Source organism: Alteromonas sp. DY56-G5 (assembly GCF_041414725.1).
Lineage (GTDB): Bacteria > Pseudomonadota > Gammaproteobacteria > Enterobacterales > Alteromonadaceae > Alteromonas > Alteromonas macleodii.
In genome coordinates this window covers 63480-76084 of sequence record NZ_JANHZQ010000021.1, presented here as the reverse complement: position 1 = coordinate 76084, position 12605 = coordinate 63480, and the positions used below count along the sequence as shown (strand labels likewise).

At 43.6% G+C, this 12605-nt stretch carries 9 protein-coding genes; 4 read left to right on the top strand and 5 right to left on the bottom strand.

Going from position 1 to position 12605, the window contains the following annotated elements:
- Positions 1-117: 117 nt before the first annotated feature.
- Genes NO989_RS11960 through NO989_RS11950 form a run of 3 tightly spaced genes read right to left on the bottom strand, consistent with a single transcriptional unit; the run spans position 118 to position 6694 of the window.
- On the bottom strand, positions 118-2280 hold the full coding sequence (locus NO989_RS11960) for a prolyl oligopeptidase family protein (RefSeq protein WP_371342618.1): 2163 nt from the start codon (positions 2278-2280) through the stop codon (positions 118-120).
- Between the two features lie 47 nt (positions 2281-2327).
- Positions 2328-5462, bottom strand: a complete 3135-nt coding sequence (locus tag NO989_RS11955) for an efflux RND transporter permease subunit (RefSeq protein WP_371342616.1) — start codon at positions 5460-5462, stop codon at positions 2328-2330.
- Positions 5459-6694 carry an efflux RND transporter periplasmic adaptor subunit gene (locus tag NO989_RS11950; protein WP_156086498.1) on the bottom strand — a complete coding sequence of 412 codons (1236 nt, stop codon included), beginning with the start codon at positions 6692-6694 and terminating at the stop codon, positions 5459-5461. Before NO989_RS11950 ends, NO989_RS11955 begins: the two co-directional genes overlap by 4 nt.
- Before the next feature lie 380 nt (positions 6695-7074).
- Between NO989_RS11950 and NO989_RS11945 the strand changes: the two genes are divergently transcribed.
- Entirely contained in the window at positions 7075-7383 is a 309-nt protein-coding gene (locus NO989_RS11945) for an isoamylase early set domain-containing protein (RefSeq protein ID WP_014949733.1), read from the top strand.
- A 120-nt stretch (positions 7384-7503) separates the two neighbouring features.
- Here the strand turns inward: NO989_RS11945 and NO989_RS11940 are convergent, their stop codons facing one another.
- Positions 7504-8430, bottom strand: a complete 927-nt coding sequence (locus NO989_RS11940) for an electron transfer flavoprotein subunit alpha/FixB family protein (RefSeq protein ID WP_014976738.1) — start codon at positions 8428-8430, stop codon at positions 7504-7506.
- Entirely contained in the window at positions 8427-9179 is a 753-nt protein-coding gene (locus NO989_RS11935; protein WP_014949735.1) for an electron transfer flavoprotein subunit beta/FixA family protein, read from the bottom strand. The genes NO989_RS11940 and NO989_RS11935 overlap by 4 nt, the downstream gene beginning before the upstream one ends.
- Before the next feature lie 371 nt (positions 9180-9550).
- Between NO989_RS11935 and NO989_RS11930 the strand changes: the two genes are divergently transcribed.
- The 3 genes from NO989_RS11930 (at position 9551) to NO989_RS11920 (ending at position 12583) form a co-directional block, all read left to right on the top strand.
- Entirely contained in the window at positions 9551-11200 is a 1650-nt protein-coding gene (locus NO989_RS11930; RefSeq protein ID WP_371342613.1) for an electron transfer flavoprotein-ubiquinone oxidoreductase, read from the top strand.
- 122 nt (positions 11201-11322) lie between these two features.
- A complete protein-coding gene (locus tag NO989_RS11925; RefSeq protein WP_014949737.1) occupies positions 11323-11721 on the top strand; it encodes an H-NS family nucleoid-associated regulatory protein in 399 nt (132 codons plus the stop codon).
- Positions 11722-11803: 82 nt separating this feature from the next.
- Positions 11804-12583 carry an alpha/beta fold hydrolase gene (locus NO989_RS11920; protein ID WP_014976740.1) on the top strand — a complete coding sequence of 260 codons (780 nt, stop codon included), beginning with the start codon at positions 11804-11806 and terminating at the stop codon, positions 12581-12583.
- Positions 12584-12605 lie beyond the last annotated feature (22 nt).

Here is a 12605-nt window from a genome sequence, read left to right as displayed (position 1 = left end):
ACACTCCGAATTTCACTATGCCTATTAGATCAAAGCCCCAGACTTTCGTCTAGGGCTTTTTCAACAGTCTGAAGCCGCTTTTTAAAGCGGCTTCTATTTAATAGCAGTATATATGCGCTAGTTGAGAGCGGACTCCAAAAAGGCCCACTGGTCGGCATACCCTTCTATTTGCATCCACGTTGGCGTACCCGCACCGTGACCAGCTCGAGTTTCAACACGAAGTAGAATTGGGTTATCGCAGCTTTGATCAGCCTGTAGTTGAGCTGCAAATTTATAGCTATGCCACGGCACAACTCGGTCATCGTGATCACCTGTAGTAACTAATGTAGCCGGGTAGCACGAGCCCGGCTTAGTGTTGTGCAGTGGCGAATAAGCATAAAGCGCTTCAAATTCGTCTTTGTTTTCACTTAACCCATAATCAGAGGACCATGCCCGCGCATTTGCACTAGGTGTGTGATAGCGAAGCATATCTAACACGCCGACTGCAGGTAAGGCAGCAGAAAAGAGATCCGGGCGCTGTGTTAAGGTCGCACCAACCAGCAAACCGCCATTCGAACCACCTTGAATACCCATTTTCTCAGGCGTGGTGTAGCCACTTTCAACCAAATACTCGCCCGCTGCGATAAAGTCATCAAATACGTTTTGCTTATCTAACTTAGTCCCAGCCTTGTGCCACTGTTGCCCATACTCACCACCACCACGTAAGTTAGCTATGGCCAGTACATTGCCCTGCTCTACCCATACCATGCGCGATACTGAATAGCGGGGCAGCAGTGAAATATTAAAACCACCATACCCGTACAGTAACGTTTTATTATTTCCATCTAGCTTCAAGCCTTTTTTATGCACAATAAACATGGGAACTTTTGTTCCATCTTTACTGGTGTAAAAAATTTGCTTTGTTTCGTAGTCATCATAATTAACACCGGTATCGATGGATTTAAATAATGATGACTCGCCGCTTTTTACGTCGTACGCAAATACTTGGCCAGGGTTAGTGAACCCCGTAAGTTTATAGAACGTTGTATCGGCATTTTTGCTTCCGTAAAACCCGCTTACACTTCCAATATCAGTAAACGCAATTTCATCTATTTTCTCGCCGTTTAAATCAAATACACTTACCTGCCCTTTTACATCTTTTAGATACTGAGCAAAAAGTTTTTCACCCAATAGTGAAACGCTCGACAAGGTATCAGATGTACTTTCAATTACGGTTTCCATTGCTTTAACGCCACCATCGAAATCAACCTTAATAACCTTACCTGTAGGGGCATTCGCTGTAGATGTGAAAAATAACTCGTCGTCATGCTCGCCAATTAGGTCGTAACGGCCATCCCATTTGTCGAAAACCGGAACGAGCTCACTGTTATCATTTACCAGCGATTTAGCATAAACACCATTCGTCTGATATCCCTCGAACACAGAAATGAGCAGTGTTTTGCCATCTTGAACAACCGAAGGATAAGGGTTCCATGTAGGTTTATTGTCAAACGCAAAAACCTTTTTGTCTTCACTTTGCGCTGTACCTATTGCGTGAAAATAGATAGATACGGTTTGGCTATCATCATACTTACCAGCTTCATTTTGGGGGTAACGTGAATAGAAAAAGCCGCTTTCATCGGGCAACCACGCGATATTTGAAAACTTAATGCCTTTAATAATGTCAGTTAAATCCGACTTCTTACTGGTGTCACGAACGTGAATAGTTTTCCAGTCTGTACCACCGTCAGAAAGCATGTAGGCCAAGAACGAGGCTTTAGGGCTTAGTTCAGTTGACGCCATAGACACTGTGCCATCTTCACTCAATGTATTTGGGTCAATCAGTACTTCAGGCTCACTGTTAACGCCGTCAGCCATATAAAGCACATATTGGTTTTGCAAGCCGTCGTTATAAGAATAAAACAGCTTGCCGTTTACCATATATGGCGTTGAGTATTTTTCGTAGTCCCACAGCGCTGTTAGACGTTCTTTGTATCTTTCTCTAGAGGGCAATTCAGCCAGGTAAGGACGAGCAAGGGTGTTTTGAGACTCAACCCAAGCACTTACCTCTTCGCTCTTTTCTTCTTCTAGCCAGCGGTATGGGTCGCTCACTACAGTGCCATGATAGTTGTCATGCTGAGTCACAGTTTTGGTTTTTGGATAGTCGGACACTTTTGGCATGCCGCCACTTTGTGATTCACCTTGCACTGAACTAGTAGATTCGGTATACGAGCTTGTACACGCCAAGGTTAAACCTGCTGATGCCGCTACTATGGCAGCGTATATTAGATTTTTCTTCATTCTTATTCCTTAAACGAAAAATGCCGGTTTGAACCGGCATTTTCTATTTAGCTTTCTGTCGTAACTTGCGTATGTTTTCGACCTTTAAACACGCTTTTAAGGTCATTTAAAATAAGGTACAGCGCTGGGACAAGCAGCAAGGTGATCACCGTGGCGAACAAAATACCGAAGGCCAATGAAATAGCCATTGGGATCACAACTTGAGCCTGTAAACTGCGCTCAAAAACAATCGGCATTAGCCCCATAAACGTTGTTAGTGAGGTGAGGATAATTGCTCTGAAACGCTGAGTACCTGCGCTAATAGCAGCATCCATTAGTGACATGCCTTCTTTGCGCGCACGGTTAACGAAATCCACCATGATCAAGCTGTCGTTAACTACCACCCCAGACAACGCAATTATGCCGCAGATAGAAAGTACGCTTACCGCCATACCTAATACCAAATGCCCCACAATGGCGCCTACGATACCAAAAGGTATAACCGACATAATGATGAACGGCTGGCTGTACGATTTAAGCGGAATAGCAAGCAAGGTATAAATGGCAAAGAGTGCAAATAGAAGCCCCTGCATTAGGCTGATCATAGCGTCAGCCTGCTCTTTCGAGTTACCTTGAAGCTGGAAGTCCACCTTGGGATACCGCGCTAGTAGATCCGGCATCAGATTTTCAATCACATCATTGGTTACTTCTGACGGGTCAAGCAACGCTTTATCCACTGCACCGGTTACGGTTACCGAGCGTTTACCATCGACACGAATAATTGAATCAAAGCCCTGACCAACTGTAAATGTCGCCACCTGCTCAAATGGAATTTCTTGCCCATTTGGCGCGCGGATACGCATGTTTTCAAGGTGCTCTATAGAGCTACGTTCCGTTTTCGGATAACGCACCATCACTTTGATTTCTTCATCGTCACGCTGGATACGCTGAACTTCCGCACCATAGAAACCAAAGCGAACCTGCTGACCTAAATCACGCAAAGAAATACCTAGCGCATCAGCCTGAGGTTTCAGCGCGAGTTGAATTTCTTCGCTTCCGCCTGAGAAGGTGTCGTTAATGTCGGTAACGCCTTCGTATTTATCCAACGCTTCTTTAAGTTCATCACTTATCGAACGAAGGGCCTTAATATCGCTTGAGCTAAATTCAAAGCTCAGATCTGAACCACCACCAGGGCCCCCCGGAGAGCTAATATTAAACGACTTAACACCTGGGATTTCTGGTAACTCTTGACGCCACATGTCTTGAATTTCAAAGTCTGTCAGCGTACGCGTTTCACCTTTGGTAAGCTCTGCGAAAATCTCTCCCCCAAGGTTGCCGTTATCAAAGGCAATGGCGTGCTTTATAACGTTTTCACCCGACTCTTCAGCTACTTTGTCGTCCATGCGGTGCATGGCCTCGCGAAGCGTAGTCAGTACATTATCACGCTGTTCAAGCGATGAGCCTGGCTCAAGCTCGAAACTTGCAATCATAAAATCGCTAGGAATATTCGGGAAAAATACAAAACGTACAATACCACCACCGAACAGGCCTACTGTGAGGATCAGCATAGCCATAAACACAGCAACCGTGGTGTAGCGATTTCGTACAGCTTTAGCCAAAAATGGCGCGTATTTATTATTTATAAACGTCTTAATACCTTCGCTGAAGAAATCTCGGAACTTTTGAAATCTGTTCGCCTTTTCAGGATCGTATGGCTTAAGCTTCATGTGTACCAAGTGAGCCGGCAATATTAGTTTGGACTCAATGAGCGAGAAAATAAGGCACACGATAACCACCATACCGATGGTTTTCCAAATAATTCCAAACGGCCCAGATACCATCAGCATGGGCGAGAATGCGGCAATGGTTGTCAACACGCCAAATGTCGCTGGCATAGCGACCTTTTTGACGCCCGCAATCACGTTTTCAGCGCTATGGCCTTTTTTGTCTATTTCAGAATACGCCGATTCCCCCATGATAATGGCGTCGTCAACCACAATACCCAGCACAAGAATAAACGCGAACAGGCTAAGCATGTTGATAGACACACCAACCATATCTAGCGGCATAACTAACAAGGTGCCAAGAAAACAAACCGGCAAGCCCACAATGACCCAAAACGCGAGCTTAATTTTTAAAAATAAAGAAAGTACCAAGAAAACCAGCAGCGCGCCGAAAAACATGTTTTCCAGCATCATGTTGAGTCGGTCAGCTAAGTAGAACGAACTGTCGCCCCACGTATCAGCTGTAATATGCGCCGGAAATTCCGATTTCTGACTCTCAATATAGGTATTAACTTGCTCAGAGATTTCTAATGCGTTTTGATCACCTACCGCACGCACTCGCAAACTAACAGCGGGTTTATCGTCGAATAGCGCATATTGGTTATTTTCAATAAAACCATCGTTGATATATGCCACATCACCTAATGTCACGCGCGTGCCGTTACCGTTTGTTACTAAAACAATCTGCGAGAAATCCCAGCCCGTATAGGCTTGCCCTTTCGTTCTAAGCAGAATATCGCCATTTTCAGTTCGAATTGAGCCGCCAGGTAAGTCGACGCTGGTTTGACTTAAACGCGCAACGACATCGGCGAATGTAAGGTTGTATTTTTGCAAATCGACTTCCGAAAGCTCAACGGAAATCTCATAATCCCTTGCCCCAACAACTTGAACACTTGAAATACCAGGTAGGTTAGCAATGTCGTCGCGCAAATCTTTGGCAAACTCTTTTAACTCCCGTTCAGACGCGTCACCGTAAACCGAGAGCCAAATTACGTCTTGTTGTATTTTTTGACGGTAAATAACGGGCTTTTCAGTGTCTGCGGGGAAGCTCGGAATAGCGTCAACTTGTACTTTTACTTCATCAAGTAAAGATTGAACATCATAGTCTTCTTCCACCTGAATACTTACCGTACCCATACCTTCAACTGCTGTGGAATTAAGCTGCTTAATACCCTCTAAGTCTTTAATTGACTCTTCAATTTTAAGCAGTACGCCCTCTTCTACTTCTTGTGGTGCGGCCCCCAAATACGGTACGCGAACATTAATAATGTCTATCTCGAAATTGGGAAATACTTGCTTCTGAATACTGAAGGCACCAAATAATCCGCCAACTACAAGCAACCACATCAGAAGATTTGCAGCTACGCTGTTACGCGCGAACCAGGCAATAAGCCCTTTATTGGTATCAATACGGCTCATTCGCTTTCACCTTCCGTGGACGTGCTCTCTACTTTATCAGTATCTTCGCTAGCATCTGATTCGGCGGCATCAGAAAGCACAGGTTCATCGCCAGGAAGACGAACTTTCATGCCATTATATGGGTTTGGTACGGCACTTCTCACTACCAGGCTTCCATGCTCAATGCCAGAACGAATAAACACTTCTTTAGCGGTTGTACGCGCAACCTCAACAGGCTTTATTTCAATCTCACGATTGTCGTTAACAGTCAGTACGGTATTGTCTAAACGTAAAATGCTACGAGGCAACACCACCAATTCTTCATTCTGACGAGATGTGATTTCTGCTTCTACAAACTGACCAAAACGAAGGGGGGCATTGTGTGAAGATTTCAGATTGTAAGGATCTTGTACTTCCACAATGGCATATACTACTCGGCTGCCCGTATCTAAAATACCTTCTGAACGCACCAGTTTACCTTCCCAAGTACGTTTCACACCGCCCACAGAGGCCGTCAACGAAACCGGAGCGCCGTCATTGGATTGTCCGGCGATATTGATAAACATTAAATCGCTGTCAGTAATAGGCAGCCTGACTTCTGCAGTATCGGTGGAGTAAACGGTACCAAGTACTGCGCCCATTGATACAAACTGACCCAGGTCAATATTACGTTCAACCACAATGCCATTATAAGGGGCTGTAATTTGCGTTCTTGCCAAGTTGCGTTTTGCGCGCTCTAGTTTGGCTTCTGCAGCTTTAACGTTTGCTTGTTCTTTTGCCAGTTGCGGCTTACGTAAACCCAACTCAGGCGGTGCAACGCTACTTACCGAACGCCATTCTTGCTCGGCTACTTTGCCGCGAGCTATTTCTTCTTGAAGCGCTGCTTGCGCTTGAGCTAATTCAGCCTCTGCAAGCTTAAGATCCGTGCGATAATCATCTTGTTCAAGTGTTGCCAGTACATCCCCTTTTTTGAACGTACCGCCAGCTATAAATACATCAGACAAACTTACTACTTGGCCACTGACCTGCGCACTTAACGCAGTTTTATTTCGTGGAACAACGTTACCCTGAGATTTTACGATAAAGCTCACGGCCTCTGCTGTTGCTTCTTTCGCTTCAACCAAAAAAGCAGGAATTTCCACGGGTACTTGCTCTGGTGGCTTACGTGATTTGATCATGACTGTCGCGGCGATAAACGCGACCAAAACTATGATTAGTGGAATGCCACTTTTCATCAAGATGGAGTTTTTCATTTACTATCCCTAGGAACGAAGGAAATCCACGCGAGTGAAACGGACGCAACGATTTATTGCACTTTCACATACCACCTGATAACCCACGAAAATCTATTATTATTGTTTCAACACTAGTGTACTGATTTGTGGTTATTGTGCCCACTTAAGATTGTTAAATTTTGTGTCTGTTAATTGTTTTTAAAATACACATAAAAATCAGCCGCCCTAATATAAAAAATTGTCATAAGAATACAAAGTAAGATTGATAATTATCAGATTTTCGTTGATTATTTAATCACTCATTGGTTATGAGTTAACCGGCGGTTGTTATTTGAGCTTAGTCTTTAATGCGAAGTAGCCTCGGGAATGATTTCGCTACGTTGAAGGGAAAACACATTATGAGTCTTAAGAAACAATACCTTAAATCAAAACCTCTGTGCAAAGTGACATTTCGACTAAATGCGGAAGCGGCGCAAGACGCCAAAGAAGCAGCGTTGTGTGGTGACTTTACTGACTGGAAATCACAGCCACTAACGATGAAGAAACTGAAAAGTGGAGACTTCACGTTAACGGTGGATTTAGAAAAGGATCACGAGTACCAGTTTCGCTATCTCATTGATGGTGAAAAATGGGAAAACGATTGGGAAGCAGATGCTTATATTCCCTCACCTGTGAGCATAGAAGACAACTCAGTGGTGCGCGTTTAAATTATTGTTCCATTAAAAAACATACCCGTAACTACTCTAGGTATTTTATAACGATTCCCTACAAAAAAGGCTGCGTATACGCAGCCTTTGTCTTCATTTTGCTAAACCTTAAAATTCGATTTACAACGAATTTTCCAGCTCTGGAAGTACATCAAACAAGTCGCCTACTAACCCGTAGTCTGCAACCTGGAAAATTGGCGCTTCCTCATCTTTGTTGATAGCAACAATGACTTTAGAGTCTTTCATACCTGCAAGGTGTTGAATAGCGCCCGAGATACCTACCGCGATATAAAGCTGAGGCGCAACAATTTTACCTGTTTGACCTACCTGCATATCATTCGGAACGAACCCAGCATCTACTGCGGCGCGTGATGCACCAATAGCAGCACCTAGCTTGTCAGCAATGCCCTCAAGAAGCTTGAAGTTGTCACCGTTTTGCATACCACGGCCACCTGAAATTACCACTTCTGCTGCAGTTAATTCAGGTCGCTCAGACTCAGTCAGCTCTGCCGATACGAAATCAGACTTATCACTGCCTTTTACAACGTCCACTGCTGCAACTTCTGCGCTGCCGCCTGTTGTTGCAGCATCAAATGATGCAGCTCGTACAGTAATGACCTTCTTCGCGTCAGATGATTGTACGGTAGCAATAGCGTTACCTGCGTAAATTGGGCGTACAAACGTGTCTTCACTCTCTACACCAATGATGTCAGAGATTTGCGCTACGTCTAATAAAGCCGCTACGCGAGGCATGAAGTTCTTACCTGTCGTGGTTGCAGCAGCAACAATGTGGCTGTAGTCAGCAGCAAGTTCTACAACTAGATCAGCCGTATTCTCAGCAAGCTGATGCTTGTAAGCAGCATTGTCAGCAACAAGTACTTTTGCAACACCGTCAATTTGCGCTGCAGCTTCAGCTACTGCTTGGCAACCTTCACCTGCGACTAGCACGTGAATATCGCCACCCATTTTCTGCGCGGCATTCACAAGCTTATGCGTTTCAGTCTTTAAGCTTGCATTATCGTGTTCTGCATATACGAGTACGCTCATGAGATCACCTTTGCTTCATTTTTTAACTTGTCTACCAACTCAGCAACATCTGCCACTTTAATGCCACCCTCGCGCTGAGGCGGAGGCGTCACTTTTAGCACCTTAACGTTTGAGTCAAGTGAAACACCAAAATCCGCAGCCGCTTTAACGTCTAACGGTTTGCGTTTTGCTTTCATGATATTTGGAAGCGATGCATAGCGCGGCTCGTTCAAACGAAGATCTGTGGTCACGACTGCTGGAAGCGAAAGCGCAACAGTTTGAAGGCCACCGTCGATTTCACGGGTAACATTAACTTTTTCGCCGTCAACAACGACTTCTGACGCGAAAGTGCCCTGTGGCATGCCAGTTAATGCAGCAAGCATCTGACCTGTCTGGTTGTTGTCAGAGTCGATACTCTGCTTACCAAGGATGACAAGTTGTGGTTGCTCTTCTTCAACTACTTTAGATAACAGCTTCGCCACTTGAAGTGAATCAAGATTTTGGTCGGTATCGATTTGAATACCACGGTCAGCACCTAGGGCTAGTGCTGTACGTATTTGTTCTTGGCAGCTCTTATCACCAATTGAAACAACAACGATTTCAGTGGCCACACCTTTTTCTTTTAATCGAACGGCTTCTTCAACAGCAATTTCGCAAAAAGGGTTGATGGCCATTTTTGCGTTGGTAAGATCTACGCCAGACTCATCGGCCTTCACTCTTACCTTAACGTTGTAGTCGATCGCGCGTTTGACCGGTACGAGTATTTTCATATTTACCTCAATTGTTGAGTTCGTCGGTGTCTATTACGTTTCATTAATAATTAACTATTAATAATTAAAAACGTATTACTTCACCACGCTTTTTGAAACTTTAACAATGTGCTCTACGTTAAAAAAGAATCCGTGGAACGTACGTTTTTTAAAGGCTAGCCTTAAAACGCCGTTAACACCACGTTTACGAGCAGTTATAATACACTGCCAGTTAACGTTAACGTAAACTGCTTTGCAATGTACTTACTGTTGACGTAAACGTCAACCTGCATTACCTTGCAAAACGACAATTAATTTACATGTTTTTGACACAAAGCATTATTTGTTTCATCAATAGTGCATTATAAAAATACAAACATAAGGAGCCTCCCGTGGAACGAGAATCGATGGAGTTTGACGTAGTCATCGTCGGTGCCGGCCCAGCTGGATTATCAACGGCTTGTAAGCTTATGCAGCTTGCAAATGAAAAAGACCAAGAGCTAATGGTTTGTGTGGTCGAAAAAGGCTCCGAGGTAGGTGCACACATTCTTTCTGGTGCCGTGTTTGAGCCGCGCTCACTAAACGAACTTTTCCCTGATTGGAAAGAAAAAGGTGCACCTCTCAATACACCCGTAACTGAAGACCACATTTACCTACTTAATGATGAGACTTCAGCGAAAAAGTTACCTAACGCTATTACTCCGAAAACCATGCACAACGATGGCAACTATATTGTGTCTATGGGTAATGTGTGTCGCTGGTTGGCAGATCAAGCTGAACAACTAGGTGTTGAAGTATTCCCTGGCTTTGCGGCCTCTGAAGTCATTTACAATGAAGATGGCAGTGTTGGCGGTGTACTTACCGGCGACATGGGCGTGGGTGAAAACGGCGAACCTAAAGACGGTTACATGCCAGGTATGGAACTACGCGCTAAATACACAGTGTTTGCAGAAGGCTGTCGCGGTCACTTAGGAAAAGACCTCATTTCGCACTTTAAGCTGGACGAAGACAGTTCACCGCAACATTATGCCATTGGCTTTAAAGAGATTTGGGATATAGACCCATCCAAGCACCAGCCAGGGCTTGTGGTTCACAGTGCAGGCTGGCCACTTGACGATGCAACAGGCGGTAGCTATTTATACCACGCTGAAGATAACCAAGTGTTCGTTGGCCTAATCGTAGACCTAAACTACGACAATCCATACCTAAGCCCGTTTGATGAATTTCAACGCCTAAAGCACCACCCCGTATTTAAACAGTACCTTGAAGGCGGTAAACGTGTCTCTTATGGCGCAAGAGCTATCGCTAAAGGTGGGTTTAACTCGTTGCCTAAAATGACCTTCCCAGGTGGTTTACTCGTCGGCTGTGAAGCCGGAACGCTAAACTTTGCCAAAATTAAAGGTAATCACACGGCCATGAAGTCGGGCATGCTTGCAGCAGAGAGTATTTTTGAAGCCATTTCAGAAAATGCTGAGGCACCAGTAAAAGAGTTAACAAGCTTTACAGAGAAATTTAAATCATCGTGGCTATACGACGAATTGTTCCGCTCTCGTAACTTTGGCCCCGCTATCCACAAACTCGGAAATTTCTGGGGTGGCGCATTTAACACGCTAGAGCAAAATATCTTTAATGGTAATTTGTTTTTCACCATGAAAGACGAACATAAAGACTACTCACAGCTTAAAGAAGCGAAAGATGCAAAAGAGATTTCATATCCTAAGCCAGATGGCGTGTTAAGCTTTGATAAACTGTCTTCTGTATTTTTATCTAATACAAATCACGAAGAAGACCAGCCTTGCCACTTAAAATTAAAAGATCCGTCTATTCCTTTGCAGGTTAATTTACCTAAATTTGCAGAGCCAGCACAGCGCTACTGCCCTGCTGGTGTATATGAAGTAATTGAAGAGGAAGGTGAAAAACGGTTCCAAATTAATGCACAAAACTGTGTTCATTGTAAAACCTGCGACATAAAAGACCCAAGTCAAAATATTAAATGGGTAGTTCCGGAAGGTGCCGGCGGACCAAATTACCCGAACATGTAATTTAAAGTATTAATTTGCTATTTAACGGATATTTTTAAAAAGCGAGCTTGGCTCGCTTTTTTTTTGTGCTACTTTTATTTATTATCCAATAGAAATTAAGTACAACGTATTAAGGTTAATTAATGAGCGATTTTTTAGATATTTTAACCCATGGAAGACGTTTACAAGGTGCTGTTAAGGAATTAAGCATTGAAGAACTTGAACAAGTTCAAGAAAAACTTAGCGGTATAATTGAGAAAAGAAAAGAAAAATTAGTAGAACAAGAAAAGCTTGAGAAAGAAAAATTAGAGAAGCTCGCTGCTATTAAAAAGCAAATGGAAGAAGCGGGTTTAAATGTTGAAGATCTACAGGCATTAAATGTAGAAACAAACAAAAAGGTTGGCAAAAAACGTCCGGTTAAATACAAGCTTGTTGATAGCAAGGGTGAAGAACACCTTTGGACAGGTATAGGACGCATGCCTCGCGTTTATAAAGAAGCGCTAGATAGCGGTAAGTCACTCGACGATTACGCCATTAATTAATTAAAATTGTGAATTAAACAAGGCCTGTTTTTACAGGCCTTATTTTGTTTGAACAGCATGTTCAGAAACGGATAAGTATATTGTGAAGTTGAACTACAAACTTTCGGAATGCGCTTCTACCTCTCCCTGGCTGATTCTCATTCATGGACTATTTGGAAATGCCGATAATTTAGCCGGCATCAAGCGCCACTTTGAGTCTAATTACAACGTGATCAGCATTGATCTGCCTGACCACGGTGAATCCCCATGGACATCTTCATTTTCTGTCGACGATGCTGCAAATGGGGTGTTCGAGATTATGCAATCGCTTAATATTAGAGAAAGCGCGGTTTTAGGCCACTCATTAGGCGGCAAAGTAGCCATGAGATTAGCCTTAAACCACGGCGACGTAGTTTCTCACCTCATTGTCGCCGATATTGCACCAGTATCTTACGACCATAGCCACCAAACCGTATTTGATGGACTCAAGGCCGTTCCCTTAGATGCAATTCAAAGTAGAAAAGATGCTGAAAAAGAAATGGCTAAACATGTGAAAGAGCCAGGCGTTCGACAATTCTTATTGAAGAGCCTATATCAAGATGAAAATGGCGATTGGAAATGGCGTTTTAATGTCGATGGATTAATTGCAAGTTATTCACACATTATTGATTGGGAACAAACAAATCAAACATTTGATGGCGTAACCTTATTCATCAAGGGCAGTGAGTCTGATTATATTACGCCAGCCTATCGCGATGAAATAACGCGTTATTTTCCCAAGGCTAAAGCACATGTAATAGAAGGTACTGGCCACTGGTTACATGCAGAAAAGCCAGCGGTCTTTAACGCCGTTGTAGAAAGAACGCTCAATAAATCGTCTTAAAGAAGGGTTTTCATCATCATTT

What these genes read in the sequence shown, in the direction of transcription:
- NO989_RS11925 (WP_014949737.1), top strand. Translation starts at nt 11,323, where the DNA reads ATGAGCGATTTTTTAGATATTTTAACCCATGGAAGACGTTTACAAGGT.
- NO989_RS11950 (WP_156086498.1), bottom strand. Translation starts at nt 6,694, where the DNA reads ATGAAAAACTCCATCTTGATGAAAAGTGGCATTCCACTAATCATAGTT.
- NO989_RS11945 (WP_014949733.1), top strand. Translation starts at nt 7,075, where the DNA reads ATGAGTCTTAAGAAACAATACCTTAAATCAAAACCTCTGTGCAAAGTG.
- NO989_RS11935 (WP_014949735.1), bottom strand. Translation starts at nt 9,179, where the DNA reads ATGAAAATACTCGTACCGGTCAAACGCGCGATCGACTACAACGTTAAG.
- NO989_RS11955 (WP_371342616.1), bottom strand. Translation starts at nt 5,462, where the DNA reads ATGAGCCGTATTGATACCAATAAAGGGCTTATTGCCTGGTTCGCGCGT.
- NO989_RS11960 (WP_371342618.1), bottom strand. Translation starts at nt 2,280, where the DNA reads ATGAAGAAAAATCTAATATACGCTGCCATAGTAGCGGCATCAGCAGGT.
- NO989_RS11940 (WP_014976738.1), bottom strand. Translation starts at nt 8,430, where the DNA reads ATGAGCGTACTCGTATATGCAGAACACGATAATGCAAGCTTAAAGACT.